Genomic DNA, 25,604 nt, shown 5'->3' on the forward strand with positions numbered 1-25,604 from the left:
GCTGATACAAATGTTAATCTATCCAAGACCTATGGCTTAATAGTAGATACACGCCATGTTAAAACAGCTTAAATAGCTATTCAGGGCAATTTTTAATCATTAAAGAAGACAAATAGTGATTTCTGCCGCCAATTTAAGTAGCTGCTGAGCTTGTTTTTATAATCCAATATCGCTGCGCTTGCGTATAGCAAGTTAGATTCCCTTATTTCTTAACTCAATCGTAATGAAAAAGTCTCTTTTGACTACCCTCGCTCTCGCTTTCACCATTAGTCTAGTCACGCCGGCTGTGGCCCAAACAACGGCCAAAACCAAGTCGGATGCCGACAAGATTAAAACCAAGGAAGACGGCAACATGTCGAAGACCAAAATGGCCGACGACGGAAAAATGAAAATGAAAGGCAAAACGGCTGCCGGCGACAAAATGAAAGCCAAAGGCAAGCCCGGCAAAGCCGCTGAAACGATGGTAAATGCCGCCGACTTGCCCATGAGCAGCGCCGAAGGCGTGATGGTAGGCGGCGCCATGATGGTGCCCAGCAAAGACATTGTAGACAACGCCGTGATGTCGTCGGAACATGGCACGCTGGTAGCGGCTGTGAAGGCGGCTGGCTTGGTAGAAACGCTGAAAAGCGCAGGCCCTTTTACCGTATTTGCGCCCACCAACGCCGCTTTTGACAAACTGCCCGCTGGCACCGTGAACACCTTGGTAATGCCCGAAAACAAAGCCAAACTCACCACTATTCTGACTTACCACGTAGTGCCCGGCGCCGTGCGCGCTGCCGACCTGCAAAACGGTCAGACCTTAACTACCGTGCAGGGCGAAACCCTAACGGTGATGAAAAGTGGCACCAGCGTAATGCTGAAGGACGCCAAAGGCGGCATGGCTACCGTGACTACCGCCGACGTAATTTCTAGCAATGGCGTGACCCACGTTATCGATAGCGTGTTGATGCCGGCCAAATAAGCTGAGATACCAACGATAAAAAAAGCCCCCCAGACGAGTCTGGGGGCTTTTTTTATCGTTGATTACCTTGGGTTAACAATGCGGCAAGTCAGCCCATTTTTACTGGAGTCTGGGCCTGATAGATTGCGTTGGGCTTGTCCTGAACAAAATATTTTTCCGGGCGGCAACAGTTGTTGAGTAAGCGTTTTGCGTAGAAAGAGAACAGTGCCCCAAATGGGCCATCAACCTCTACCAACCTATGAAAGACTCTTCAAAAAAAGCCCCCCAGAACCCCGACGAGCAGCCTCCACGCCGTACCACCCAAAACCAGCCGGCTACGGCCGCTGACCCAAATGCATCGTTTCCGGGCACTGGCGATGAGCACCGACCTGGCGAAAACCTTTATACCCTGCCCGAGATGCAGGAGCCACAGCCCCGCAACCCAACGGAGCCGCAGCCTAAATCAACCAACGAGCCAGCCGCCGAAACGTCGATGCTGGACCGCGAGACTCACGGCCAACTTCTCGATGAGCCGGCGTCAGATGGCAAGTCGGGCATCAGCGACAGCGTCATCAACCCAGTTATTGCGCAATCGAGCCGCCTCGAAGACAACAACCGCGGCGAGTAACCTCCATTTCTTACTGCTGGGATAACGCCTGCGGGCTGCACGAACTACAGCGTTCAGGCGCCTCGCAGGCGTTATTTTGATAGTAGGTCTTTGTATTCAGCTTGATTGCGCTTCACGAAAGCCTCCACAAAATGGCAGCTGGTCAGCACCTTCAGGTTTTGGTCGCGGGCGTACGCGAGGGCGGTGCGGGCCATTTCCTCGCCTACTCCCTGCCCGCGCAGATTTTCGTCCACAAACGTGTGCGTAAAATCGATGGTGTCGTTGGCGGGCATGCTGTAGGCGAGTTCGGCTTCGTAGCCATGAACGGTGGCGTAAAAGGATTGATCTTCCTGATTATGAATGACGGAAACGGCCATGTTGATGGAAATTATAAAACGGGAAATGCGCCGCCTAACTGCTACTACCTAGCGAGGCAACTTGTTATCCACTACGCGGCTGGGACCAAATGGGTGGAATTTTGTTGACCCTTCAACCACGCTTTTGCGTACTAGCCAACTAGTTGCTTGATACCAAGTGTCTTGCTACACCTTCACACTTCACTCCACCTCTTCTATGAAAACACAAGCAGATGAGCCAAATACGGACGATAACAACAACCGTCCGCTGGCCGAAAATGAGAAAGTAGGCGCAAAATTGGCCAACAAGCCCGTTGGTCAGAGGTCAACTCAACACTCAGATACCCCCAACTACGGCGATTTTGGTCACGCCCCTCTTTCCGACGAAGAAATGAATGGCCCGGTAGCCGCGGGTGCCAATTATGGCGCCGCCGCTTCGAACACGCCAGCCCCCGACCAACGCGGCTCGGCCCCTCAAAACCTGAATAATGAAGCCGTGCGCGCTACCATGAACGACGAATCGGACGACCGCCGCGAGGCCGCCAAGCTCGACGACCCGCGCTACGGCAGCGGCACCCGCAACTGGGAAACCGCTGAGCCCGCCAACCGCACCACCCAAGCCGACATTGACACGGACGAAGAATATCGGCCCGCGGCTAATTAAGCCAACGCAAATTTTCCGGAAAAAGCCGGGTGTCGCGCGGTGCGAGGCCCGGCTTTTTCTTTCACTCTGAAACGAAGTCCCGGATGAAAACGCCTGAAGAACAAGCCAGCAACCAACAGATTAATCCTGCGGCCACCCAGCCCACCGACGCGCCCCGTGTAGACGCGGCCTCCGACGAAAGTGCGGGCTCAGCCGCTATGCTCGACGCGGCCACGCACGGTCAGGTGCTGGACGGCACCACCCCCGACGAGGATACCTCCGACATGACCGACGAGCGCATGAACCCCGGGGCAAACCAAATAGCAGATACTGACGAAGCCTAAAAGCTGACCTATGGGTCAAAAAAGCCCCCAGCAATATGTTGGGGGCTTTTTTGTGCGCAAAAACATCTAGCCCGGAAGCTTTTGATGCAGAAGAAGTCCTAGTAAACTTGCACAGATTACGCACGGCTCCAACGCGCTGAGTATGGTGCAGTGCGTAACAGCCAGCGAGTTGCACTCTTTCTCCTCATGCCCATGTCAATTTCTACCCTCACCACCTTGCATTGGCCTGCTGTAAAACTCATCTACACGCAAGGCATTGCGACCGGCAACGCTACGTTCGAAACTCAAAGCCCGAGCTGGGAAGCCTGGGACGCTGGTCATCTGGCGCACAGTCGGCTGGTGGCTACCGACGCTGATGGCAACGTGCTGGGCTGGGCGGCCTTGTCACCAGTTTCGGGGCGGTGCGTGTACGGGGGCGTGGCGGAAGTGAGCGTGTATGTCGCCGATGCCGCCCGCGGACAGGGTGTGGGCCGGCAGTTGCTGGGCGCATTGATAGCAGAATCAGAAAAGAATGGCATCTGGACGCTACAGGCAGGTATTTTCCCCGAGAATACGGCCAGCATCCGGTTGCATGAGGCTCACGGCTTTCGGGTGCTGGGCCGACGTGAGCGAATTGGCAAGCTGGCCGGCGTGTGGCGTGACACGGTGCTCTTGGAGCGGCGAAGTGCCGTAGTAGGCGCCTAAGAGCTTATCTCAATTTCTTTATCTTACTTGCCTGCTTTTGAATACGCCTGCTTAATAAAAAGCCCCCGCGACCTGCCAATAGCTGTAGGTATCCTGAGGGCAGCGGCGGCGTATAGTAATAGATACCTTCGCTTCCTTACCTGCCTATCATGCCTGCTCCCCTCCTAGTCCTCACCGATTTCACGCCTGACGCCGATCTCGCCCTGAGCTATGCCGCTGCCATTGCCACTGAGTTGGAGGCACCCATCGTGTTGCTGCACATTCGCCGCACTTCCCTGCTCGATCCGGAAGCCTTAAGTGGCCGGATTCCGCAATGGAGCGAGGGCGAAATAGCTTCGGAGCTTAGTAAACGAACGGCGGATCTGACGGTGCCCGCTACGGTGGATATTTCCAATGATCTGCTGGAGAGCGCCGTAGCCGCGGCTGTAGCCCAACATCAGCCCCAGCTTATCGTGCTGGGTCGCCCCGATTATAACAAGCCCGACGAGCTTATTGATACTACCTCGCTGACTTTGCTACGGCATACGCCCGTGCCGCTATTGGTGGTGCCAATTACGGCTCCAGCCCAGCCAAATCTGCGCCGCGTAACTATTGGCGCCGATAATCAGCCCTTTTCATTGAGCCCGCAGGTAGTAGAGTTTTGCCAGAATCTGCTGAGCGCCTTCAACGCCACCATAAACATCACGCACGTAGTAGAGCCCGAAGACGACGACAATTCCTCTCTGGCTTCACAGCAAGTAGAAAAAAGCGGCCTGACAACTGGTTTTCAGCGCATCACGACCCGCGGGCAGCGCCATTTGAGCCCCGTAGATGGCATTATAGCGGCCGTAGAAGAGGATAGCGGGGGCCTATTAATCCTCATTGCAAGACGGCACAGCATCCTGCAACGAATGTTTCACCAAAGCGTATCGGCGCGCGTGGTACGAAACAGTCCGGGCCCGGTGCTGGTATTGCCAGCCCAGCCGTAAGCGTTAACCCGAACGGGGATGTTGTTTCGTAGACAAGGCGTCTAAGCTAAGTAAGTCGGGCAGCTTACCACCGCCACCCCAGTTGTACCCCGCTGTACCAATTGCGCCCGGGTGCGGGCTGGAAGTAGCGTTGGCCAAAGGCATTCAGATCGTTCCCGAGGCTGTAGCGCCGGTCGGTGGCATTTTCGAGGCCGGCGTAGATGTCCATCTCTAATTTACCCCCCAGCACCCGCCGCCACCCGGCGCGCGTGGCAAACGTCCAGTAGCCGGCCGCATACACCGTATTCGCATCGTTGAGCGGAATCTGGGCTTGGTGGCTAAGGGAAGGCTGAAGGTAAAAACCAAGATCCTGGTTGAAATCGAGGCCGGCGGAAAGGGTGTGCGGTGCGGTGCCGGTGAGGCGGTTGCCACTGTAGTTTTGGTCGCCCTGCTGGTAATCACGGAAGCGGAAATGGTTGTAGGCGTAGCTGGCCCAGGCCCGCAGGCTGTTGGGCAATATGTTAGCCGAAGGAGTGAAAGTACCCCTCGCGAAAGTACTCAATATAGGACGCCACAACCAGCCGCTCACGGCAGCCTCTACGCCGCGCTGCCGGGTGGAGCCGGAGTTGAAAAACACGTTTACGCCTGTTTCTGTAGTGCGCGTGACGATAGTTTGCTTCAAACGAAAATCGAATGCGGCCACATCAAACGTGAGACGTTTGTGGAACAAGCTGCCACGCGTGCCTAGCTCGTAGCTCGTGCCGCGCTCGGCTTTTAGGTCGCGATTGAGGCTACCGTCGGACGGGCGGATTTCCTCTTCGCTAGGGGGCGAGAAACCGCTGCTCACGCTGGCATAAGCGGATATCCGGGGGGTAATTTCCTTGAGCAACGCCACCCGCGGTGATACCACCGGCTGAAAATTGCGCCGAAACGCAAAGCTATCCGGCCGCGCCGCCGCATCCGAAACCCGCGCAATCTGGTAGCGCAGGCCGTTTAGACTGGCGCCTGCCGTTAGCAGGAAATTGGCGGGCAACTCCCAATCGGCCTGGGCAAAACCGAAACCCACGCTGGTACTAATTTCATCGTCGTAGCGCAAAGTACCGGGCGTACCGCGGCGGTTCTGGTAGTTGCGCGAATTCTCGAAGCTGTTTTGAAACTCGCCCCCGGCGCTCAGGCGTAGCAAGCGTCCCGCCAGGGCCGCGCGGTAGCCAAACACCGAGCGTCCGCCCCAGCCAAGCGACGTATTGCGTTCCAGATCGGTCAAAAATGGCGTTTTGATAGTCGTCCCCGATGCGTACAAAGTCGTCTTATTCGACCATCGGCTACTGAACCGGTAATCATGCGTAACGCCCAGCAGCGCCGACCGCGACGCATAACCAGCCCGTTGATCTACGGTGCCGAGTTGGGTGCCCACCGTAGGCCGCGCCTGCCGCGGATTCTGCTCAAACTGCGCCCTTGTCAAGCTACCGGGAATCTGGTAATCCAAATCGGTGTAGAGGGCGTGAACGGAAATGGTTTGCTGCTCAGAGGGCGTAAATTCTCCGTCGAGCGTCAGCACGTCGCGGCGGACGGCGCTGTTTTGGCGGTAGCCATCCAGGGTTTGGCGGGTGTATTGGGCCCGTAAGTTGGCCGTGGCCGAACCGGTTTCGGTAGTTACCGTGTAGCGTCGCAGCCCGAAGCTGCCGGCCGTAAAGCCCACTTGTGCCTGCGATTCGCCAGCTACCGGACGACGGGTGCTGAGCAGTACCGCGCCGCCTGTTCCGGCGCCGTACACGCTGCCCGCTGGCCCTTTTATCACCTCAATCCGCCCAATAGTAGCTGGGTCAAGTAAGTTGAGTGGACTGCTACCGCTGGCTTCAGTGAAAGGAATATCGTTGTAGTAGAGCTTCACATTGCGGACGCCAAACGGCGAGCGGAGCGTGCTGCCGCGCACGCTCAGGCGGTAGCTGGCCGTGGCGCGCTCCTCCAGCCGCACGCCCGGCAGCGTATTCACGGCCTGGGTAAGCGAAGTTTGGTTGAAGCGGTCGATGACGGTGGCGTCGAGTACGCTCACGCCGGCCGCCGTGCGCCGCAGCGGCAGGTTCTGGCCGTAACCGACCACTGTGGCCTCGGGCAAGCGCACAGTGCGGGCCGTATCGGGAGTTTGGGCGTGCGAGGGAAGCTGAAGCAGCAAAAGCAGCGGCAGCGGCTGGCAGTAACGAAGAAACATTGGAAAAGTGTAGCGTAACCCTTGCCCGAACGGAAAAGCCGCAGGCCAGGTTGGAAAAAAGCCCCCCAGGCCGTATTTATCCCATTCCTATATTGCCTCATCCCGCTGAACGGGCTTTCTTTCAACGGATTCTTGATTATAGCTTATGAAGTCTAAGCGGCCTTCTCCCGTCATCGTTTTCATCACGGGTGCTTTTGTAACGCATAATTGCTGGGACCAATGGAAACCGTTTTTCGAAAGTCAGGGCTACGCGTGCTACGCCCCGGCCTGGCCCCACAAGGATGCCCCGCCGCGGTGCTACGGAGCCAGCATCCTTACTCTCCCATCGCGCAAAACGGCCTGCAAGACGTGCTGAAGCTGTATTCTGATTTCATTGCCCAGCTACCGGCCAAGCCTATCGTCATCGGGCACTCCTACGGTGGGCTCATTTTGCAGCTCCTGCTCCAGCAAGATTCGGTGGCGGCCGGCGTGGCCATTGAGTCGGCGCCGCCGCTGGGCGTGGTGGCGTTGAGCTGGTCGCTGGTGCGCTCGGTGTTGCCGATGCTGGGCTTGTTTTCCTCCGCCAAGACCACCTTTCTGCCCAGCTTTGCCCAGTGGCAATACGCTATTGCCAACGGCCTGCCGCTAGCCGATCAGGAGGCCTTTTACGAGCGCCTGCTGGCCCCGGAATCGAAAAAAGTAATTCGGGAGGCCCTCAGTCTTCGAGCCCGCGTTGATTTTCGCCGGCCGCACGCGCCGCTGCTGTTTCTGGCTGGCGGCACCGACCGGATTATGCCGGCGGTGCTCAACCGCGCCAACTTTCAGCGCTACCGGCATGCGCAGTCTGTAACTGAATACCACGAGTTGCCCGGCCGCTGCCATGCGATGCTGGGTCAGTCTACTTGGCGGGAAGACGCAACGTTTGTGCTGCATTGGCTAGCTGAATTGAAGATGGCAGCAGTCGCTTCCCAAACCTAAAGATGACTGTGCCCATCTGCATAACTGCGCCATCTCACCTGCTGATGCTATAATAGTAACTGTCATGCAGAGAGAAGCATCTGGCGTGCTGATGAGAGGTTACTAATCTAACGGCGCGAGCGAGATGCTTCGCTCCGCTCGGCATGACCGCCTTTCTTAAACCTAGCTAAAGAATATTGGCTTATTCTTACCTTACAACACCTCACTTTTTACGGACACTCATGCTTTACATTCCGCGCCGTCATCGCCGTAAACTGCTGCTTCCGCCGGGCCTGCTGGCGCTGGCATTTTTGCTGCTGGTGGGGTGCGGGATATTGAGAAACCACCCCAGCCTAAGAAGATATTCAGTTTTTCAGTTTGCTATGCCTGTTTATGGGCTTTGCAAGCAGAAAGACTTTTTCTACAATAATGAGCTGCCACCTTTTTGCTTATCGCCAATAGAATTGGAGCGCTTCCGCTCTTGGCAGACAATTGAATTTACTGGAAATCGAATGGAAGATTCCTTGCACTTCCACCAGGCTTTAAACAGCATAACTACACTAAAACAAGATTCAAGTTCGGAACGGGGAATCCGATTTATTCTGGGTAGCGAAGCACGTTATGGAAGTTTAGTGCAGATAATGGATCTGCTTTCTTCAAATATTGGGACGTATTGGCTGGACACAAGACAACAACACACCATCCTATACGCTTACACAAAGGAAAAGAAGCCACAAGCAACCGCCAACAAGTCAGCGCGTGTACCTATTATTAGTTGCGGCACAGGTGCGCTAATGGAAGCTGATGACAAAAGAATGCAGGAAGAGAGTCGTCGATTAGCGAGGCGTGAAGCTGTAATTGCGAATTTTACCGACTTTACTGATTCTCGCGACGGTATTAAGCTACTTCTATTCTACTCGCTAGCATTCACACTAATATTGCTCTCGATAAGGCATATATTCTATAACCTATTTTCATAGAGTTCAGTTGAATAGAACGACCTCATCTATTCAGCTATGACCATCCTTAGAAATACGCTTACAGCCGCGGCACTCTGCTCGGCTCTGACGACCGCCGCTCAAAACGATTACCAGAAAACCGTCACTGCTTCCTACAAAGGCAATATTTTCAAGCCCGGTCAGGTAGAAGCTACTGATGCTAGGGTAGCGCAGCTCAAGGCGCCCACCGGCTTTGCCGTTACCAAATTTGCCGATAAGCTCGAAAAGCCTCGCATGCTGGCCGTAGCGCCCAACGGCGATGTGTACGTGAGCAACCGCGACAAAGGCACCATCACGCTGCTGCGCGACACCAACAAAGACGGCAAAGCCGACCTCACCAAGCAAGTAGCCCAGCGCGACAATCTGCACGGGCTGGCTCTGAAAGATGGCAAGCTCTATATAGCCGCCGTGCGCGAAGTGTACGCCGCCGATGTAAAATCAGACGGTACATTGAGTGAGCTAAAAACCCTCTACAAAGACCTGCCCGACGCCGGTCAGCACCCTAACCGCACGCTCAACTTCGGGCCCGATGGCAAGCTCTACCTCTCGGTGGGCAGCACCTGCAACGCCTGCGACGAGCCCAACAAAGAAAACGCCACGCTGCTGGAAATCAAGCCCGACGGCTCCGGTCGGCGCGTGGTGGCCAAGGGGCTGCGCAACACCATCGGCTTCGGCTGGCACCCGACTACCAAAGTGCTTTACGGCCTCGACCACGGCATCGACTGGCTCGGCGACGAAGACCAGCGCGAGGAGCTAAACGAGATAAAAGAGGGCGCCGACTACGGCTGGCCCTTCGTATTTGCCGAGGGCAAAGCCAACCCCGCCGACGAGCCACCGGGCGGCCTAACCCACGAGCAGTACGCAGCCAAAACCGAGAAGCCCAAGTTGCTCTACACGGCTCATTCGGCTCCGCTGGGCATGATTTTCAACACTGGGGGGCAATTTCCCAAAGAGTACCAGAACGATGCCTTCGTAACCATGCATGGCTCCTGGAACCGCGCCGAGCCTAGCGGCTACAAAATCGTGCGCGTGCACTTCAACGAGCAGGGTCAACCCGAGAAGTTCGAGGACTTCGTGACGGGCTGGCTGGTGAATAACAACAAGGAGCAGTTCGGCCGCGTTTGCGGCATCGCCCAGCACGCCGACGGCTCCCTGCTGGTTTCCGATGATGCCAATGGTGTGATTTATCGGGTGGCGTATGCCGGGGCCACGCCGGGGGGCAAATCTGTGAAGAAGACCCAGACAGGCCGTTAGTTCTCTGGCTATAATCAACAAAAACGCCAGGTAGCTGCACTGCGGCTACCTGGCGTTTTTGTTGATTATTGTTCAATTCATTTAAGCTTCGCGACGGGCGTTTTGCTGGTCATCACGCCTGCGGGCAGGGTTTGGGCAGCAGCGATGTTTTCAAGGCCACCAGGTTTGGTGGCTTCAGAGCGGCCGGCGGCCAGCATGAGTTGTCCATGCTTGGCGTACTCGTTCCAGCGACGACGAAAAGCGGGCTGCGCGTCGGTAGCCTTGGCGAAGTAGGCCCATTCCTCTATCAGATTGGTAGCGCGATTTACCAGTAACTCGTAGCGGTTTTGGGGCGTTACGCCCACGTTTTTGAAGGTCATTTGCAGGATATCGGCGGTGGCGCCATCCATGGTTTTGCCTTCGCCCTTGTAGGTTAGTGTCACGCCTGAATCCTTGAGCTTAAAGGGCATCACGAGCCAGTAGGAGTTGTTTATCCAGATGGGCATGAGGCGGTCGAGCACTTTCTGGCCGGCGGGCGTGGCCGAAATATCCTGGCCGCGGCTATACACTTCACCCTTTTTCGTGTTCAGGTTGTAGTTGGCCACCAGCGTATCTTTTTCCCAGTGAAAATCGCCGGTGTATTTGTCCCAGATCTGGTATTGGCCCCAAAGAAGCTCCAGGCCAGATAGCGGGTATTGCGCCAAGCATCGTAGCCGCCCATGGCGTTCATCACCTTGTCGGCAATAGCAATGGCTTTCGGATCGGAGCCAGCTTGGTCGAAGCCTTCAGCTGCGGGATAAGAGCCTTTTTTAGTTTGCGTTTTCTGAGCCTGCGCTGGACCAGCCAGCAACAACCCACCACAAACGACAGCTGCGGCCAAGCGCAGAAATTGGGATAACGGACGCATAGTTCGGAGCAGTAAAATGAGGGGAAACCACCAGCGGCAGCATTGCAAGATACGGCCAAGTTCCGTCCTTCAACATAGCGGAGAAACTGCAGATGCTTTATTAAGAAGTTAGATACTACTCTATTAAAGGAACGTCATGCAGAGCGGAGCGCAGCATCTCGCGTGCTTCGTTGAGATACCATTGCAACATCAGCACGTGAGATGCTGCGCTCCGCTCTGCATGACTGCCTTTTTTCCCAGATAGCCTACTGGCATAGCTCGTTACAAAACGGTCGCTTTCGTAGTTTTGAATTTCTATGGCCGCCCTCCCACCCGATCTGCGCAAAGCACTGCTCAATTTGCCCCAAAAGGAGAAAGATCAGCTCCTGACTCGCCTCGTGAGCCAGGATGCTGTGCTAACCGAGCAGCTGGCCTACCGCCTGCTTGAAGGCCCGGAGGCGCTGGACGACCGGCGCACGTTTCTGCGCACCCAGATCGATGACCCCATCCGAGGCTACCACCAGACGCCCAACGACTTGCTGATTATCGTACGGCAGCTGCAGGCGCGGATTGGCTACCACGCCAAAATCACGGGCGATACTTTTGGGGAAGTAGAGCTAACGGTGCGCCTGCTCAACCGCGTGCTGGAACACCAGCCGGCTGCTGTAGCTCGCCTGCATGGTCCCACGCAACCATTATTGCAGCATCTGGCCCGGCGTGCGCAGGAGGCTTTAAAGCAAGCCGAAAAGCTTCACCCCGATTATCACCTGGAGCTGGCTGAGGCAATTAACGCGCTGCTGACCGGCCTGTGGGCGTCGGGGGCGGCACCGCTGGCGCGGGAGCTGGGCTTGCCGCCGCGCTGGGGGCTTTTTAAGGCTGCAGTTAAGATGCATTTGAGGTAGGAATCAGAGCATAACCTTCCCTTCTATCTAAGAAGAGGATATGTTCAATTCGCGAAATTTGGGGTAGTTGTAGGCGCTGGCGGGCATCCTTTATTTGGCAAAAACAGTACATAGGAACAGCCCAACGTATCTGTTTCTTTTGGCTGGCCCGCGCGGGCTGCCGCTTTTGCCGAACCTGTATGTCCTACACTCCCAAACCCGAAAATATGCGCGTGCCCAACCACCTCTCCGACGCCGAACTACAACAAGCGCTGGAAGAGTTGGATAGCAAAATAAAGACGCTGCAAAACCGCGCCCACGCCACCACGGCCAATTCCCACCACACCTACCACGAGCATGTGGCGGCGCTAGAAGTAAAGCGCGCCAAGCTAACCGAGATGCTCAGCCGTGATACCGACAGCACAAAGCGCGAGCCCAGCACTTGGGACGAAATTCGGCGCGGCATTGATACCCTGCGCGACGATTTGCGCAACTTGATTTAAGCTGCTTTTTATGAGAAATTTATTCTCCCTGGCTGCTCTGGCCGCCTTGCTGTTATTGCCGGCCTGTACTGCCCAGGAAAGCTACCAGAATGCCAAGAGCTGCGCCGAAGTTGAAATTGGCATGAGCCAGGAGCAGGTACGCCGCATTATGGGCGAGCCCACGGGCCGCGACACCACCTCGGCGCCCGGCCAAGTGTGGTCGTACCTTTTCGGCAGCGCCACCGACACCAGCCCCATCCGCGTCGAGTTTGGCGACGATGGTAAAGTCAAGGCCAAGCAGTGTGCGCCGGAAGCTTCCGGCTCCGAGCGTCCAACGGGGAATTAAGGTCAGCGATACTCCTCATTATAGAAAAGCCTCCCGAGTAGCTTGGGGGCTTTTCTATAATGAGTAGTATGCTTTTCCCATTCAGCCGATTTATTCACCACTAACCCGCCGCAGTTACCGTTCGCTGAAATTCCGTTTCCGGGGGCAAATCCACCACTAGGTTTGAGGCAGTTATTCATCTCAACACTTACAGCTGTGAACAATCTCTCCTCCTTCCGCCAGTATTGCTACTCGCTCATTCTGCTTTTGCTGCTGAGCTTTTGCCTGCCCGTTCTCCTGTTTGCCGCCGACAACCCCGCGGCCCATCCGTCTTTCTCCGTCACCGTAACGGGCAAAGGCCGACCCATGCTGCTGATTCCGGGCCTCACCTGCCCCGGCGGCGTGTGGGACGAAACGGTGGCGCGCTATCAGAAACAGTACCAGTGCCACGTGGTATCGTTGGCCGGTTTTGGGGGCCAGCCAGCTCAGGCCAATATGCCAGAGCATCTGCTCCAAACTGTCCGCGACGAGCTGCTCACCTACATCAAAACGCAGAAGTTAAATAAGCCGGTGGTGGTTGGTCATAGCTTGGGGGGCTTTTTAGGGCTTTGGATGAGCACTACCGCGCCCGAAGCCGTTGGCCCGCTGGTTATTGTAGATTCGCTGCCGTTCCTGACGGCGGTTCAAAACCCTGCCATGACCGCCGACATGGCCAAGCCAATGGCTGAGGGTATGCGCAAGCAAATGACCGGCAAAATGCCAATAGCCGCGCAGCGCCAGATGGTAGCAGGCCTGATAACCGACACCGCCCGCGTCAGCCAGGCCACGCGCTGGGGCCAGGATTCGGATGTTCGCACCGTGGCCCAAGCCATGTACGATATGTACACCACCGACTTACGCGCCGACTTGGGCCGCATTCAGCAACCCGCGTTGGTGTTGGGTGCCTGGGCGGCCTACAAGGCCTACGGCTCAACAAAGGAAAGCACCCGCGCTATTTTCGCTCAGCAATATGCCAAGCTGCCCCAGCATACTATTGAAATGTCGGAGGCCGGCAAGCACTTCCTAATGTGGGACGACACCGCGTGGTTTTTTGCCCAAACCGATGCTTTTTTGAAGCAACATGCAGTAGCTAAAAAGTAATTACTTTTCGCCCCCGTGGGCGCCCAAATAACGGCCACCGCGGGGGCAAAAGTCAACTTCTAGTAATTCATAAACGCACCTACTATTTCGCTCCTTATGCTACTCGAAAAAGACTTCACTGCCTTGCGGCTTGAACTGTCGGTGAAGGCAAAAAATGGCGTCGATTTTATCGTGGCTGCTAGCATTTTGTGGTCGGTCATTACCGTCATCTGGATGCAGCCAAACCCGCCGAGTCGCAATGCGCTATTCACGTTTATTGTTGGTGGCGCAATGCTCCCTTTAGCTTTTGCTTTTTCTAAAGTATTCAAGACTACTTGGGCGATAAAGAACAACCCACTGGATCCGCTGGGTTTGTGGTTAAATTTTGCTCAGCTCTTTTACTTCCCTTTCCTTATTTTCATTTATATAAAAGAGCCCCAATACTTTATCATGACGTACGGTATTATAACCGGCGCCCATTTTTTTCCTTATGCCTGGTTTTATAACGTAAAAGGCTACGCCGTGATGGCGGGTGTTATTGCGTTCGGCTGCCTATTTATTGGCTTGAATGTCACTATCCAAAATCTGTATTTGATTCCGCTTTTTATCGCTGTTTCACTCGTCGTATTAAGCGTCATAATTTCGGTTTCTTACCGAAGAAATAAAGAGATTTATGATAACCAATCTGCACAGGTAAACCAACTAGCACAAGAGCAATTCGCATAACTTTCAGCAACGGTCATGACGTCTCTTAGCTGACATACTTGCTGCATCCTTTTATCTCGTCTTTGCCCGACACTTTCCTATGTCCTTTTCCTTCTCCCGACGCCGGCTTTACTGGATTTTGCAAGTGGTATGCTGGGGGCTGTTTGGCGCCATAGGAACCCTGATTATTGTGCTTACCGGCCAGAAGATTACGCCCGGCATGCTGGCCACGCAGGCCTTTATGATGGGCCTTTACATCGCCACTACGCATGGGTTGCGGGCGCTTATTCGGCGGGGCAACTGGTTGAAGCTGTCGGTGCCCAAGGTGTTGCTGCGCCTGCTGCCACTCAACCTAACGCTGGCATTGCTGACGCAATGCGTGGTTTGCGTGCTCATGATTTATGGATTGAAAGTGTTCACGCTGGAGCAGTTTCGGTGGAGCTATCTGCTGCTGTACACTCTCAATATGAACTTCGTATTCTGGCTTTGGTCGGGTTTATATTTCAGTCTTCACTACCTCGACAACTACAAGCAGGCCGATATTGATAAGTGGAAGCTGGCCGCTGCCGTGCGGGAAGCCGAGATGCGTACGCTGAAGGCTCAGATCAATCCGCACTTTATGTTCAATGGCCTGAACAACATCCGGGCTCTAGTGACGGAAGACCCACTGCGGGCCCGCGAGATGATTACGCACCTGTCGGACTTGCTGCGCTACTCAATTCAGCTCAACAGTACGGAGCAGGTAACGCTGGCCCGCGAAATCGAAATTGTGGAGCATTACCTGGAGTTGGAAGCAGTGCAATTGGAGGAACGCCTCAGCTACTCACTCGATGTTGACCCGGCAGCGTTGGACGTGCTGATTCCGCCCATGACCTTGCAGCTTTTGGTGGAGAACAGCATCAAGCACGGCATCGCACCCCGGCCCGCTGGGGGGCAAATTACGATCAGCGCCCGCCTCAACGACGCGCACGAATTGCTGCTGGTAACCGTGCGCAACACGGGCCACTATCAGCCCATCCCCGGCCACGAAGGCGTAGGATTGCGCAACGCCCGCGAAAGGCTACAGCTTTTATTTGGCCATAAAGCCGCCCTTAGTATTGGTAATGATGCTGCTACGCCCGATGTCGTAACGGCTCAGCTACAACTCCCGCTCACCACCCAACTGCACCCGGCATGAACGCCCTGCTCATCGACGATTCCCGCCTGGCCCGCACCGAACTACGCCACCTTCTGCAAGCCTTCTCCGATGTAAACGTAGTGGGCGAAGCCAAAAACGCCGCCGAAGCCCGCACCCAAATTCAGGCCCTCAACCCTGACCTTCTGTTTCTGGATATTCACATGCCCGGCGGCAGCGGCTTCGATTTGTTGGCTTCCCTGGAAATTGCCCCCCAGGTCATTTTTACGACCGCCTACGACGAGTATGCCCTGCGCGCCTTCGAAGTAAACGCCCTGGATTACCTGCTCAAGCCGGTGCAAGAAAACCGCCTGGCGGCTGCCCTCGATAAAGCCCGCACGCAGACTTTTGCATCACCCATTTTGCCCCCCACCGAGCCAGCCGCTACTCCTCTCACCGCCAACGACCAGGTGTTTGTTAAAGACGGCGAGCGGTGCTGGTTTGTGCGCCTCTCCGACATTCGGCTTTTCGAGATAAATGGCAGCTACACCCAGATCTATTTCAACGACTGCCGCCCACTTATCCCACGCACGCTTCAGCACCTCGAAACCCGCCTTGATCCGAAAGTCTTCTTTCGCGCCAATCGCCAACAGATTATTAACCTAAAGTGGATTGACACCATTGAGCCGTGGTTTAGCAACACCCTAAAGATTAAGCTAAAGGATGGACCAGAAGTAGAGGTGTCGCGCCAACAATCAGTGCGGTTTCGGGAGGTGATGAGCTTGTGAGGCCTCACCCCCCGGCCCCCTCTCCAAGGGGAGAGGGGGAGCCAGACGCCTGGCCTACGCAGCACCGTCGGCTGCCGCCTCCGCAACCGCTACCATTTGGTTACTAATACAAAAGCCAACGCTTATTAGGCGTTGGCTTTTTACTTATCAATTCTGTTTCCTGCCTTGAATGGTAGCCGCGCTTGAGGCACCAGCCGAAAGTTCGGCGTAGGCCAAGCGCTAGGCTCCCCCTCTCCCCTAGGAGAGGGGGCCGGGGGTGAGGCCACTCGTTGAAGCTCTAAACCGCCGCCGCTTGCGCTGGCTCACGGAAGCCAACCCAGGTAAAGCGCTTGATTACAAACTCAGGATTCGTGAAGCTAGCGTTACCCGCCGGATTGCCGCCCGTCACGTGGAAGTCGGAGAAGCCAGCGTTTTGATTCACATAAATGCCCCCCGTGAGGTTGAAGCTTACCGGCGTGCCAGCCAAGCTCATCTCATCCATGATCTGCTCCTTTATTTCCTGATTGGTAGTGTAAGCGCCGCAGCTGATAGCACCATGCTCCCGGGCCAACTGCGCAGCCAAACGGATGCTTTCCTGGGTGTCTTTGGTTTTGATAACCAGCATAATCGGCCCAAACAGCTCCTGGCTGTACTTCTCCACTTGGCTCGACTGCACTTCATAAATGCTTGGCGAGCAGGTGCGGGCGTTCTGAAACGTTGGGTTGTTGACGGTGCCGTGGGCCAAAATGCTGCGACCACCGTTGAGGGCCATTTGCTCCACGCGCTTCTGCGTATCAGGGTTCTGAATGGCGCCCAGCACGTGCGGACCAGCTTTGGGATTGGTAGCCAAGCCCGTAACCGCGGCCGCCAGCTTCTGCACTACTTCCTCGTAGGGAATCTGCGTCCCGTTCACAGTTACACCAGACTCAGGGATAAAGAAGTTTTGGGGAGCCGTGCACATCTGACCTGAGTACAAGCTCACAGAGAAGGCCAGGTTTTGAGCCACCTTATCCAGATCGTCGCAGGAGTCGAGGATGATGCTGTTGACGCCGGTTTTTTCGGTGAATACGGTCTTGCCTTTCAGGCTCTCAACATAGTCGCCAAACTGAGTGCCACCGGTATAGTCGATGAGCTTCACGGCGGGGCTTTCGCAGAGGTCCTTCGTAATCAGGCGGTCTTCCGCATCCACGGCTAGTTGGCAGATGTTGGGGTCCAGGCCATTTTCAGCCAGCACCTTTTGTACCTCGGCCACCACAATGGCAATAGGTAGCACCGCTTTGGGGTGCGGCTTAACAATGACCGGATTGCCGGTTACCAACGAGGCAAACATACCGGGCACCGTATTCCAGGTTGGGAAAGTGGAGCAGCCAATTACCAGCGCAACACCTTTCGGCACGGCGCGCCAGGTTTTTTGCAGCGTGATATTGTACTTGCCCATGGGCTTCTCCCAGGTCGTCTCTTCTGGGAAGCGCGTCTGCTCTTCGTAGCCAGCGGCAATGGCTTCTAAAGCACGGTCCGCCGCATGGGGGCCCGAAGCCTGAAAAGACATCATATAGGCCTGCCCGGTAGTGTGCATGGTGGCGTAGGCAATTTCAAAAAACCGCTCCTTCATGCCGTCCAGCACTGCAGTAAGCAAAGCGGCGCGTTGGGCGGGCTTTACTTTGCGCCACTCGCCAAAAGCCTTTTCGGCCCGCTCAATCAAGGTCTGGGGAGCAAAATAGGGATATTTAATACCTAATGATTGTTGCTCATAAGGCGACTCCTCCTGGCCAGCCCAAGCTTCGGGCTCGCCTTGCAGAAGCTCGGTATAATGCTGATTGCGGCGGGCTTCAAATGCCTCACGGCCAAGGCGGTCGGCATCGGCACCGTAGATCTCAGGCGAGGGGTTTTCGGGGAAATGCGCGAAGAAAGTACGGCCGTGTAAAGCCTTAATTGCCGTGTCGAGGGTGGACTGGTGTTTTTGGGTGGTTTCAGTCATTGTGGGGTCAAAAAAGTAACGTAGCTTGTAGATGGGTGCTGAGTGTTGTGTTTTCCTTGAATAGTGAAACCACGGCATGAAAAGTGTTTTCACTTTACAGAGCCTAAATTTACAGAATCCGCCCCGAACAGCCCCTATTGCAACTTGTGTATGAAGTCACGATTACTTGCTTTTATCTTTTTACTAAGTACCAGCTTAGGGCTAACGCTGACGGCTAAGGCGCAACCAGGCGGCACAATAGCACCAGAGCCAGCAACTCAGCCGGGCACTCTGGTTTTCAAACTCAAATCGGGCGATGCTTCCAATGCTCAACCGCCCGGAATTGCCCCCCAGCTCGCGGCGGCGTTGCGTACATTGGGAGCTACTCGGGTTGAGCAAAAGTTTCCACGGGCAATTTCTCCAAGTGCTTATCAGCCAGGCTCTGTGGAGCTGCGAGGCATCTATCAGGTTTGGTTTGCGCCTTCTGCTTCGCTGCAAAAAGCCCGCTTCGCCCTGCTTCAAACCGGCACGTTGGAATACGCCGAGCCTCTTTACGACCGTGGCCTCCTACGTCAGCCCAACGACCCTTTTGCCGACTCCACCCGCGCTGATGGGCAGTATTACCTCAAAAACATTCGGGCGTATCGAGCCTGGGATGTAACCCAAGGCGACACCAGCGTCGTGATTGGGGTACTGGATACGGGTATTGTCTTTTCGCACGAGGACATGAAAGGCCAGATAAAGTACAACTATGCTGACCCCGTTGATGGCGTCGACAACGACGGCGACGGCTACATCGACAACTTTCGCGGTTGGGATTTTGCCGATAAAGACAATGACCCTACTATTTCCGGCGAACGTGATCATGGCCTGCTGGTAGCGGGCTGCGCCACTGCCCGGGCCGACAATAGCGTGGGCATTGCAGGCGTCGGGTTTCGCTGCAAACTATTGCCCATTAAAGTATACTCAAACAAGCCGGGGGGGCCTTTTGGCGGCGGCTTCGAAGCCATTGTATACGCCGCCGATCATGGCTGCCAGGTCATTAATTTATCGTGGGGTTCGGCCGGCGGACGCTCGCAGTACGAGCAAGACGTAATCAACTATGCCGCCATCAACCGCGATGCGGTAATTGTGGCGGCCGCGGGCAACGACGGCCGCGACACGGAGTACTTCCCTGCCAGCTACGACAACGTGGTATCCGTAGCGGCCCTTACCGCCACCGATACTCAGGATGCTACTTACAATACCCACGTAACACTTTCGGCCCCCGGCCGCGATGTATTAACGACCTGGCGGGTCAACAACAATTCCTACGCGGCCGTGCGCGGCTCCTCTTTTGCGGCTCCTATTGTGGCAGGCGCGGCGGGGTTGGTGCGGGCGCGCTTTCCGCAATATTCGGCGGTACAGGTAGCCGCGCAGCTTCGCCAAACGACGGATGATATCTATGCCTTGGCGGCCAATGCACCTTTGCGCGGCAAACTCGGTACGGGTCGCCTGAATGTGCACCGCGCCGTGGCCCTCACCGACCGCCGCCAGGTGCGTGTAGTAGCCAGCCGATTTGCCCCCCAACGCACCTATTTCCGTCCGGGCGAAGCCGTGCGCCTCTCCGCTGAGTTGCAAAATCAACTCCGGGCAATATCGGGCCTTACGGTCACGCTCACCTCGCTGTCGCCTTACTTGAGCGTGCAAAGCGGAACGTTTTCGGTGGGCTCCCTCGTCACGCTGGGTCGCGCCACCAATACTGCGTCACCTTTTTTGCTGACGGTAGCGGCAGCCGTGCCGCCGAACACCCGCGCCACGCTTCGCTATGCCTTTACCAGCACCGATGGCTACACCGACGAGCAATTGCTGGACGTAGTGCTCAACCCTGATTATGTAGTGCTCGACGCTGGCAACCTGCGTGTCTCTTTGAACAGTCGTGGCAATCTGGCTTTCGACGATGCGTACTCCACGGTGGGAGCCGGCGTAACGTACCAGGAAGGACCTTCGTTATTGGCGGAAGGCGGTTTACTGGTGGGCACCTCCCCTACCCGCGTTGCCGACCGGGTTCATAATGACCAAAGTAGCAGTGGCCGGTGGCGTATTGATGACGACTTTCAATCCCTAAACCAGATAGCCATGCGGGCTCAGTCGGTGCGCGCAACGCAGGAGGCAGAAGCCAACTTTCAGAATCTGCGCCCTACTGGAGAGTTGGGAGCGGCCTCGGTTGGAGTACGCGTCCGACAGCGGGCGGCTGCCTGGTCCGATGCGCCGCACCGCGACTATGTGATGCTCGAGTATAAACTCACCAACATAACGCCGGACACGCTCAAATCGCTACACACGGGTCTTTTCCTCGATTGGGACCTACCGCCCGCGATTAGCAGCAACCTGGCCGAGTGGGATGCCGCAGGCGGCTTCGGCTATGTGCGCGCCGTGGGCCCCACTTCTCAATATACCGGAGTGAAGCATCTGGGGGGCGGCACGCCAACTTATTACGCCATCGATAACCAGATTACAGCCGATGAGGCAGTGACGATGGGCAATGGCTTTAGCACGGCCGAAAAATATGCCGCGCTCAGCAGTGGCACCACCAAGCGCACCGCCGGTGCTGCGGCTGGCAGCGACGTATCGCAGGTAGCGGGCGCTAGTTTAGGCTCATTGGCTCCCGGCGATTCTATAAAGGTGACGTTCGCGTTGCTGGGAGGCAATTCTTTGCTGGATATACAAGCGGCGGCGGCAGCGGCTCAGAGCCGGTATCGGGCGGTGGTGCTGCCAACCCGCACGGCAGCATCCCCTACGACGTGGCACCTTTATCCCAACCCCACCAACGGCACTGTGCGGGTAACAGTACCTGTCTCCTTTGGTGCTAAAGAAGTGCTGGTGTGCAATGCTTTAGGACAGCCGCTTTTACACCAATCCTTCTCTCCTAGCACCTTCGCCGATTTAAATCTATCCGCTTTGCCTACGGGCCTTTATATAGTTCAGATTAAAGGTCTGGGGGGCAATTTGCAGCAGCGTGTAGTAGTTCAGCATTAACAAGCACCTTACTCATTCGCAGTCAACCGTTTTTGACAGCACATACATGAATCATAGTCGTAGCTAACAAGGCCCGCCTTAGTAGCTACGCAACACAAAAGGCAGCGCTGAGCTGCTTTTTGCAATTATGCCAAATCGGCCTGCCACAAACTACTTACCTAGCTCATCAATAGTATAGACTATGGTTATAGCCGCGGTGGCAACGGCCGAACCAAAGCCGATTTCTTTGTTACGAGTGCATGAATAACGTGGGTCACGACGCCCCATACATCTAAGCGTGCGCCAGCCAGCAGCTCCAGTGCTGGATAGTCGTCATTTTCGGCTTCAAGCCAAATCCGCTCATCGCGCAGACGCAAGCGCTTCAACGTATGCTCACCGTCGACTACGGCCACCACAATATGCCCATCGGTGGGCGAGATGGCCCGGTCGACGGCAATTAGGTCGCCAGCATAAATGCCCGCCCCAATCATGGAGTCACCCGTGACGCGGGCCAGAAAAGTGGCAGCGGGGTTGGTAAACAGATGACGCGATAAGTCGAGGGCCGCTTCCTGATGATCATCGGCGGGCGCGGGAAAGCCAGCTGGTACCGGGCAGGCGTAAAATGGTAGCTCGAGATTCAGGCTCTCCAGCGGAAAATCGTAGATCAGAACAGCACTCATCAGCTAAAGGGCGGCTTGTGCCTGCCCGGCTGCTATTTACTAAATAAATTAGTAAATAGTTTCGCTTAACGTGTTTAAAAGCTTGATTAAACAATTTGATTAGCACTGTGCTTTATATCTTAGATGAACAAAAAAGCAGCCTGAAATAGGCACACACCACCTATTGCTATTGATTAAGAGCAATAAATAAAGGCTAATAATTTTAGTTTATCTGAAAAATCTGTATCTTTGTATATGTCGAAAGTAAAGCTCCCTACTCCGCTTCCTGTTCAACAATACGCACGGTGCGTAGATGACAGTCGCCGCCCCGCCGACTACATCGGTGACTGGCCGACTGCTCAGAAGGTGTACCCGGTGCGGGTGCTGCCGAATGCTCGCACCAAGCAGCCACAGTTTCATGTTTTAGGCTTCTATGCCGAGCGTCCTTATGGTGCATTTGCCTCCCACCGCTTCGAAATGGTGGCGCAGGTGTGGCTCAATTAACCAATAGATTTTTCATCAACTCATTGTAGCCTTTCGGCTGTTTCCGTGTCCCGGAAGCAGCCGTTTTGTTTTCATACCCCCTCCCATTTCATGCTCAGGCTAGGCTTAGTTTATTGACTGGGGGGCTTTTATAGCTAATTAACAGCATGCTTTGTTCAGAACGCAGGCTTCACTTGCACACCATTTTACAAGCAGGGTTCTAAACAACCATCTCAAGAATATATTTGGGAGTAATTTATCCCTTATGGAACAGCCCAACGATCAGGTTTACAGCATTCCGGCTCCTTATCGCCGCATGGAAAACATGCATATTCTCTTCTGGCTACTGAAAGACATTGGCTGGTGTATCATCTGGAAGCCTTTGGCCCTCAGCATGATCGTACCAACGCTGAGCATCGCCCTGATCATTACCTGGCGCACCCGCACAATCAAGGCTGAGCTGGCCCACAACCTTGCCATCGTGTTCTGGATTAGCGCCAACTCCTACTGGATGATTAGCGAGTTTTTCAACTTCGAAGAGGTTCGGGTATGGGGCAATGTAACCGGCAAACACATGGCGCTCATTCCCTTCCTGCTGGGCCTATTGACGCTGCTTTACTATTATCTGGTGCAGAAACCCCGGGAAGGGAAGTTGGAGCCAGCAGTAATTGTGTAGGCTCTTTAGCTCATCTATAGCGTCCAGTACCTGAAAATAAAAAAGCGGCCCCTCCTGATGGAGAGGCCGCTTTTTTTAACAAATCTAACTATTACTTCTGCGACAGCTCAGCCGCGCCCGATTCTTTCAAGCGAATCAGGTTTAGCGCCGAACCAGCCTTGAACCACTCAATCTGACCTTGGTTGTAGGTATGGTTGAGGTTGATAAGGTCCGTGTCGCCGTCGGCATGATGCAAGCGAGCCTGAATTTGGCTACCGGGAGCAAAGCTCGTCAGGCCGATGATGTCGATCACGTCGTTTTCTTCGATCAGGTCGTAGTCGGCCTTGTTAGCGAAAGTGAGCGCCAGCATACCTTGTTTCTTCAGATTGGTTTCGTGAATACGAGCAAACGACTTCACGATAACAGCCCGAACGCCCAAGTGACGGGGCTCCATAGCAGCGTGCTCACGCGAAGAGCCCTCACCATAGTTCTCATCACCCACGACCACCGAGCCAATTCCCATCGACTTATAGGTGCGGGCTACCTGTGGCACTGTATTATAAGGGTTACCCTGAGTTACCTGATCCTTTACTGCATTGGCCTCGCCATTGAAAGCATTGGTGGCCCCAATGAGCATGTTGTTGGAAATATTATCCAAGTGGCCACGGTACTTCAGCCACGGGCCGGCCATAGAAATATGGTCGGTAGTACACTTGCCCTGGGCTTTGATGAGCAGACGCAACCCTTTCAGGTCAACACCTTCCCACGGCTTGAAGGGCTCCAGCAACTCCAGACGGTCTGACTCTGGATCAACGATTACCTGTACGCCCAAGCCATTCTCGGCGGGAGCCTGGTAGCCAGCATCCTCTACGTCATAGCCTTGGGGGGGCATTTCCACACCTGTTGGCTCGTCCAGTTTTACCTGCTGACCATCTTTGGTAGCCAGCGTGTCGGTGAGCGGGTTGAACGTGAGGTCGCCGGCAATGGCGAAGGCCGTCACGATTTCGGGCGAGGCCACGAACGCGTGGGTGTTCGGGTTGCCATCGTTGCGCTTGGCGAAGTTGCGGTTGAAGCTCGTAATGATGGAGTTCTTACGCTTGGGATCGTCGGAGTGACGCGCCCACTGGCCGATGCACGGACCGCAAGCATTAGCTAGTACTACGCCGCCCATTTGAGCGAAAGTATCGAGCAGACCATCGCGCTCCACGGTGTAGCGCACCAGCTCCGAGCCGGGCGTTACCGTGAACTCCGCATTCACGGTCAGGCCTTTTTGCACGGCTTGGCCGGCAATGGAAGCAGCACGGGTAATATCTTCGTACGATGAGTTGGTGCACGAACCGATCAAGCCTACTTCCAGCTTAGCGGGCCAGCCATTCTCGCGAACAGCAGCGGCAAACTGCGAAATGGGCCAAGCGGCGTCCGGCGTGAAGGGGCCGTTTACGTACGGCTCCAGCGTGTTTAGGTCGATTTCGATCAGCTGATCGTAGAAGTTTGCGGGATTGGCGTACACTTCATCGTCGGCGCGCAAGTGCTGGGCCACGCCGTTGGCGAGGTCCGCGATTTCAGCCCGGCTGGTGCCGCGCAGATAATCCGCCATCTTCTCATCGTAGCTAAATACCGAGGTGGTAGCCCCAATTTCAGCTCCCATGTTGCAGATGGTGCCTTTGCCGGTAGCCGAAAGGCTGTTAGCACCTTCTCCGAAATACTCAACAATAGCTCCCGTACCGCCTTTCACGGTTAGAATACCAGCTACGCGCAGAATTACGTCTTTGGCCGAAGTCCAGCCGCTGAGCTTGCCGGTAAGCTTCACGCCAATCACTTTCGGGAATTTCAACTCCCAAGCCATGCCGGCCATTACGTCCACGGCATCGGCACCGCCAACGCCAATTGCAATCATACCCAGACCGCCAGCATTCGGCGTGTGGGAGTCCGTACCGATCATCATGCCGCCGGGGAAGGCGTAGTTTTCGAGTACTACTTGGTGAATAATACCAGCACCGGGCTTCCAGAAGCCGATGCCGTATTTATTGGAAACAGAGGCAAGGAAATCGTATACCTCCCGGTTTTCCTCGTTGGCTTGGGCCAAGTCGGAATCGGCACCTACGCGGGCCTGAATGAGGTGGTCGCAGTGCACGGTGCTGGGCACGGCGGTTTTGTCTTTACCGGCCTGCATAAACTGGAGCAAGGCCATTTGGGCGGTGGCATCTTGCATAGCCACGCGGTCGGGGGCGAAATCGACGTAGGAAACGCCACGCTCGTAGGCTTGCTGTACGTTGCCACCATAAAGGTGAGCGTACAGGATTTTCTCGGTCAGAGTAAGCGGACGGCCAACGGCAGTGCGGGCGGCTTCGATGCGCTCGCCCATGCCAGCGTACACGGCCTGAATCATTTCTAAGTCAAACGCCATAGTCGGGAGGGAAAAAGGGTAAAGTGGTAGGCTTCTTAGAAGCAGTACGCAAATATAGGCGGCCGACGTTGCGGTGCATACATTTTATCTTTGCGAACCTACCTTGCTAAAACCTAAAATTGCCCCGTGCAGTTTCAGTCTGTGTTTCCTTCGTATTTCCTCCCGTTTATGTCGCTGCGTTCCAAAATTTGCCCCCCAGCCTTAGTTACAGTTTTGCTATTGAGCCTGGGTGCCTGTCAATCCAATTCGTCGTCTGAAAATACTGCTGCT

26 protein-coding genes are annotated in these 25,604 nt (G+C 55.3%); 19 read left to right on the top strand and 7 right to left on the bottom strand.

Annotated elements, in window-relative coordinates:
- The first annotated feature begins 460 nt into the window (after positions 1 to 460).
- Positions 461 to 961 (top strand): fasciclin domain-containing protein, encoded by a 501-nt coding sequence (locus EPD59_RS15460; protein WP_240731753.1) that lies wholly within the window; start codon positions 461 to 463, stop codon positions 959 to 961.
- Between the two features lie 238 nt (positions 962 to 1,199).
- Positions 1,200 to 1,568 (top strand): hypothetical protein, encoded by a 369-nt coding sequence (locus EPD59_RS15465; protein ID WP_133273567.1) that lies wholly within the window; start codon positions 1,200 to 1,202, stop codon positions 1,566 to 1,568.
- A 71-nt stretch (positions 1,569 to 1,639) separates the two neighbouring features.
- Here EPD59_RS15465 and EPD59_RS15470 read toward each other — a convergent pair whose 3' ends face one another.
- Complete coding sequence (locus tag EPD59_RS15470; protein ID WP_133273568.1) at positions 1,640 to 1,924, bottom strand: GNAT family N-acetyltransferase; 285 nt, start codon at positions 1,922 to 1,924, stop codon at positions 1,640 to 1,642.
- 196 nt (positions 1,925 to 2,120) lie between these two features.
- Between EPD59_RS15470 and EPD59_RS15475 the strand changes: the two genes are divergently transcribed.
- The 4 genes from EPD59_RS15475 (at position 2,121) to EPD59_RS15490 (ending at position 4,542) form a co-directional block, all read left to right on the top strand.
- Positions 2,121 to 2,567 (top strand): hypothetical protein, encoded by a 447-nt coding sequence (locus EPD59_RS15475; RefSeq protein ID WP_133273569.1) that lies wholly within the window; start codon positions 2,121 to 2,123, stop codon positions 2,565 to 2,567.
- A gap of 83 nt (positions 2,568 to 2,650) precedes the next feature.
- Positions 2,651 to 2,890, top strand: a complete 240-nt coding sequence (locus EPD59_RS15480; protein WP_133273570.1) for a hypothetical protein — start codon at positions 2,651 to 2,653, stop codon at positions 2,888 to 2,890.
- A gap of 192 nt (positions 2,891 to 3,082) precedes the next feature.
- Positions 3,083 to 3,574 (top strand): GNAT family N-acetyltransferase, encoded by a 492-nt coding sequence (locus EPD59_RS15485; RefSeq protein ID WP_165963625.1) that lies wholly within the window; start codon positions 3,083 to 3,085, stop codon positions 3,572 to 3,574.
- 149 nt (positions 3,575 to 3,723) lie between these two features.
- Positions 3,724 to 4,542 carry a universal stress protein gene (locus tag EPD59_RS15490; protein ID WP_133273572.1) on the top strand — a complete coding sequence of 273 codons (819 nt, stop codon included), beginning with the start codon at positions 3,724 to 3,726 and terminating at the stop codon, positions 4,540 to 4,542.
- A gap of 64 nt (positions 4,543 to 4,606) precedes the next feature.
- Here EPD59_RS15490 and EPD59_RS15495 read toward each other — a convergent pair whose 3' ends face one another.
- Entirely contained in the window at positions 4,607 to 6,730 is a 2,124-nt protein-coding gene (locus EPD59_RS15495; protein ID WP_133273573.1) for a TonB-dependent receptor family protein, read from the bottom strand.
- Between the two features lie 219 nt (positions 6,731 to 6,949).
- On the opposite strand from EPD59_RS15495, the gene EPD59_RS15500 reads away from it, so the two are divergent.
- From EPD59_RS15500 to EPD59_RS15510, 3 genes are all read left to right on the top strand, one after another.
- On the top strand, positions 6,950 to 7,687 hold the full coding sequence (locus EPD59_RS15500) for an alpha/beta fold hydrolase (protein WP_133273574.1): 738 nt from the start codon (positions 6,950 to 6,952) through the stop codon (positions 7,685 to 7,687).
- 221 nt (positions 7,688 to 7,908) lie between these two features.
- Complete coding sequence (locus EPD59_RS15505) at positions 7,909 to 8,646, top strand: hypothetical protein (RefSeq protein ID WP_133273575.1); 738 nt, start codon at positions 7,909 to 7,911, stop codon at positions 8,644 to 8,646.
- Positions 8,647 to 8,682: 36 nt separating this feature from the next.
- On the top strand, positions 8,683 to 9,918 hold the full coding sequence (locus EPD59_RS15510; protein ID WP_133273576.1) for a PQQ-dependent sugar dehydrogenase: 1,236 nt from the start codon (positions 8,683 to 8,685) through the stop codon (positions 9,916 to 9,918).
- Between the two features lie 77 nt (positions 9,919 to 9,995).
- On the opposite strand, the gene EPD59_RS15515 is transcribed toward EPD59_RS15510, so the two are convergent.
- Entirely contained in the window at positions 9,996 to 10,502 is a 507-nt protein-coding gene (locus EPD59_RS15515; RefSeq protein ID WP_133273577.1) for a hypothetical protein, read from the bottom strand.
- On the bottom strand, positions 10,484 to 10,804 hold the full coding sequence (locus EPD59_RS15520) for a hypothetical protein (protein WP_133273578.1): 321 nt from the start codon (positions 10,802 to 10,804) through the stop codon (positions 10,484 to 10,486). Before EPD59_RS15520 ends, EPD59_RS15515 begins: the two co-directional genes overlap by 19 nt.
- A 296-nt stretch (positions 10,805 to 11,100) precedes the next feature.
- Here EPD59_RS15520 and EPD59_RS15525 point away from each other — a divergent pair, with 296 nt between their 5' ends.
- From EPD59_RS15525 to EPD59_RS15555, 7 genes are all read left to right on the top strand, one after another.
- Positions 11,101 to 11,685 carry a hypothetical protein gene (locus tag EPD59_RS15525; protein WP_133273579.1) on the top strand — a complete coding sequence of 195 codons (585 nt, stop codon included), beginning with the start codon at positions 11,101 to 11,103 and terminating at the stop codon, positions 11,683 to 11,685.
- A gap of 179 nt (positions 11,686 to 11,864) precedes the next feature.
- Positions 11,865 to 12,167: a sll1863 family stress response protein gene (locus tag EPD59_RS15530; RefSeq protein WP_133273580.1), complete on the top strand. Its 303-nt coding sequence runs from the start codon at positions 11,865 to 11,867 to the stop codon at positions 12,165 to 12,167.
- Positions 12,168 to 12,177: 10 nt separating this feature from the next.
- Complete coding sequence (gene bamE / locus EPD59_RS15535; RefSeq protein WP_133273581.1) at positions 12,178 to 12,492, top strand: outer membrane protein assembly factor BamE domain-containing protein; 315 nt, start codon at positions 12,178 to 12,180, stop codon at positions 12,490 to 12,492.
- A gap of 195 nt (positions 12,493 to 12,687) precedes the next feature.
- Positions 12,688 to 13,611, top strand: coding sequence for an alpha/beta fold hydrolase (locus EPD59_RS15540; protein WP_133273582.1), 924 nt, complete (start codon positions 12,688 to 12,690; stop codon positions 13,609 to 13,611).
- Positions 13,612 to 13,707: 96 nt separating this feature from the next.
- The gene (locus EPD59_RS15545; protein ID WP_133273583.1) at positions 13,708 to 14,316 is read left to right on the top strand and encodes a DUF7010 family protein; all 609 of its coding nucleotides are present in this window, start codon (positions 13,708 to 13,710) and stop codon (positions 14,314 to 14,316) included.
- Positions 14,317 to 14,395: 79 nt separating this feature from the next.
- On the top strand, positions 14,396 to 15,472 hold the full coding sequence (locus EPD59_RS15550; RefSeq protein WP_133273584.1) for a sensor histidine kinase: 1,077 nt from the start codon (positions 14,396 to 14,398) through the stop codon (positions 15,470 to 15,472).
- Positions 15,469 to 16,197 (top strand): LytR/AlgR family response regulator transcription factor, encoded by a 729-nt coding sequence (locus EPD59_RS15555; protein WP_133273585.1) that lies wholly within the window; start codon positions 15,469 to 15,471, stop codon positions 16,195 to 16,197. The genes EPD59_RS15550 and EPD59_RS15555 overlap by 4 nt, the downstream gene beginning before the upstream one ends.
- Positions 16,198 to 16,474: 277 nt before the next feature.
- Here the strand turns inward: EPD59_RS15555 and paaN are convergent, their stop codons facing one another.
- Positions 16,475 to 18,154 (bottom strand): phenylacetic acid degradation protein PaaN, encoded by a 1,680-nt coding sequence (gene paaN / locus EPD59_RS15560; RefSeq protein WP_133273586.1) that lies wholly within the window; start codon positions 18,152 to 18,154, stop codon positions 16,475 to 16,477.
- 150 nt (positions 18,155 to 18,304) lie between these two features.
- Between paaN and EPD59_RS15565 the strand changes: the two genes are divergently transcribed.
- Positions 18,305 to 21,151: a S8 family peptidase gene (locus tag EPD59_RS15565; protein ID WP_133273587.1), complete on the top strand. Its 2,847-nt coding sequence runs from the start codon at positions 18,305 to 18,307 to the stop codon at positions 21,149 to 21,151.
- Between the two features lie 185 nt (positions 21,152 to 21,336).
- Here EPD59_RS15565 and EPD59_RS15570 read toward each other — a convergent pair whose 3' ends face one another.
- The gene (locus EPD59_RS15570; RefSeq protein ID WP_133273588.1) at positions 21,337 to 21,810 is read right to left on the bottom strand and encodes a LexA family protein; all 474 of its coding nucleotides are present in this window, start codon (positions 21,808 to 21,810) and stop codon (positions 21,337 to 21,339) included.
- Positions 21,811 to 22,044: 234 nt separating this feature from the next.
- Here EPD59_RS15570 and EPD59_RS15575 point away from each other — a divergent pair, with 234 nt between their 5' ends.
- Complete coding sequence (locus EPD59_RS15575) at positions 22,045 to 22,293, top strand: hypothetical protein (RefSeq protein WP_133273589.1); 249 nt, start codon at positions 22,045 to 22,047, stop codon at positions 22,291 to 22,293.
- A gap of 244 nt (positions 22,294 to 22,537) precedes the next feature.
- The gene (locus EPD59_RS15580; protein ID WP_205703427.1) at positions 22,538 to 22,948 is read left to right on the top strand and encodes a hypothetical protein; all 411 of its coding nucleotides are present in this window, start codon (positions 22,538 to 22,540) and stop codon (positions 22,946 to 22,948) included.
- A gap of 91 nt (positions 22,949 to 23,039) precedes the next feature.
- On the opposite strand, the gene EPD59_RS15585 is transcribed toward EPD59_RS15580, so the two are convergent.
- A complete protein-coding gene (locus tag EPD59_RS15585; RefSeq protein WP_133273590.1) occupies positions 23,040 to 25,334 on the bottom strand; it encodes an aconitate hydratase in 2,295 nt (764 codons plus the stop codon).
- Between the last annotated feature and the right edge of the window lie 270 nt (positions 25,335 to 25,604).

Origin of the sequence: Hymenobacter radiodurans (genome assembly GCF_004355185.1) — a bacterium.
Classification (GTDB): domain Bacteria; phylum Bacteroidota; class Bacteroidia; order Cytophagales; family Hymenobacteraceae; genus Hymenobacter; species Hymenobacter radiodurans.

What these genes read in the sequence shown, in the direction of transcription:
- EPD59_RS15460 (WP_240731753.1), top strand. Translation starts at nt 461, where the DNA reads ATGGTAAATGCCGCCGACTTGCCCATGAGCAGCGCCGAAGGCGTGATG.
- EPD59_RS15465 (WP_133273567.1), top strand. Translation starts at nt 1,200, where the DNA reads ATGAAAGACTCTTCAAAAAAAGCCCCCCAGAACCCCGACGAGCAGCCT.
- EPD59_RS15470 (WP_133273568.1), bottom strand. Translation starts at nt 1,924, where the DNA reads ATGGCCGTTTCCGTCATTCATAATCAGGAAGATCAATCCTTTTACGCC.
- EPD59_RS15475 (WP_133273569.1), top strand. Translation starts at nt 2,121, where the DNA reads ATGAAAACACAAGCAGATGAGCCAAATACGGACGATAACAACAACCGT.
- EPD59_RS15480 (WP_133273570.1), top strand. Translation starts at nt 2,651, where the DNA reads ATGAAAACGCCTGAAGAACAAGCCAGCAACCAACAGATTAATCCTGCG.
- EPD59_RS15485 (WP_165963625.1), top strand. Translation starts at nt 3,083, where the DNA reads ATGTCAATTTCTACCCTCACCACCTTGCATTGGCCTGCTGTAAAACTC.
- EPD59_RS15490 (WP_133273572.1), top strand. Translation starts at nt 3,724, where the DNA reads ATGCCTGCTCCCCTCCTAGTCCTCACCGATTTCACGCCTGACGCCGAT.
- EPD59_RS15495 (WP_133273573.1), bottom strand. Translation starts at nt 6,730, where the DNA reads ATGTTTCTTCGTTACTGCCAGCCGCTGCCGCTGCTTTTGCTGCTTCAG.
- EPD59_RS15500 (WP_133273574.1), top strand. Translation starts at nt 6,950, where the DNA reads ATGGAAACCGTTTTTCGAAAGTCAGGGCTACGCGTGCTACGCCCCGGC.
- EPD59_RS15505 (WP_133273575.1), top strand. Translation starts at nt 7,909, where the DNA reads ATGCTTTACATTCCGCGCCGTCATCGCCGTAAACTGCTGCTTCCGCCG.
- EPD59_RS15510 (WP_133273576.1), top strand. Translation starts at nt 8,683, where the DNA reads ATGACCATCCTTAGAAATACGCTTACAGCCGCGGCACTCTGCTCGGCT.
- EPD59_RS15520 (WP_133273578.1), bottom strand. Translation starts at nt 10,804, where the DNA reads ATGCGTCCGTTATCCCAATTTCTGCGCTTGGCCGCAGCTGTCGTTTGT.
- EPD59_RS15525 (WP_133273579.1), top strand. Translation starts at nt 11,101, where the DNA reads ATGGCCGCCCTCCCACCCGATCTGCGCAAAGCACTGCTCAATTTGCCC.
- EPD59_RS15530 (WP_133273580.1), top strand. Translation starts at nt 11,865, where the DNA reads ATGTCCTACACTCCCAAACCCGAAAATATGCGCGTGCCCAACCACCTC.
- bamE (WP_133273581.1), top strand. Translation starts at nt 12,178, where the DNA reads ATGAGAAATTTATTCTCCCTGGCTGCTCTGGCCGCCTTGCTGTTATTG.
- EPD59_RS15545 (WP_133273583.1), top strand. Translation starts at nt 13,708, where the DNA reads ATGCTACTCGAAAAAGACTTCACTGCCTTGCGGCTTGAACTGTCGGTG.
- EPD59_RS15550 (WP_133273584.1), top strand. Translation starts at nt 14,396, where the DNA reads ATGTCCTTTTCCTTCTCCCGACGCCGGCTTTACTGGATTTTGCAAGTG.
- EPD59_RS15555 (WP_133273585.1), top strand. Translation starts at nt 15,469, where the DNA reads ATGAACGCCCTGCTCATCGACGATTCCCGCCTGGCCCGCACCGAACTA.
- paaN (WP_133273586.1), bottom strand. Translation starts at nt 18,154, where the DNA reads ATGACTGAAACCACCCAAAAACACCAGTCCACCCTCGACACGGCAATT.
- EPD59_RS15565 (WP_133273587.1), top strand. Translation starts at nt 18,305, where the DNA reads ATGAAGTCACGATTACTTGCTTTTATCTTTTTACTAAGTACCAGCTTA.
- EPD59_RS15570 (WP_133273588.1), bottom strand. Translation starts at nt 21,810, where the DNA reads ATGAGTGCTGTTCTGATCTACGATTTTCCGCTGGAGAGCCTGAATCTC.
- EPD59_RS15575 (WP_133273589.1), top strand. Translation starts at nt 22,045, where the DNA reads ATGTCGAAAGTAAAGCTCCCTACTCCGCTTCCTGTTCAACAATACGCA.
- EPD59_RS15580 (WP_205703427.1), top strand. Translation starts at nt 22,538, where the DNA reads ATGGAACAGCCCAACGATCAGGTTTACAGCATTCCGGCTCCTTATCGC.
- EPD59_RS15585 (WP_133273590.1), bottom strand. Translation starts at nt 25,334, where the DNA reads ATGGCGTTTGACTTAGAAATGATTCAGGCCGTGTACGCTGGCATGGGC.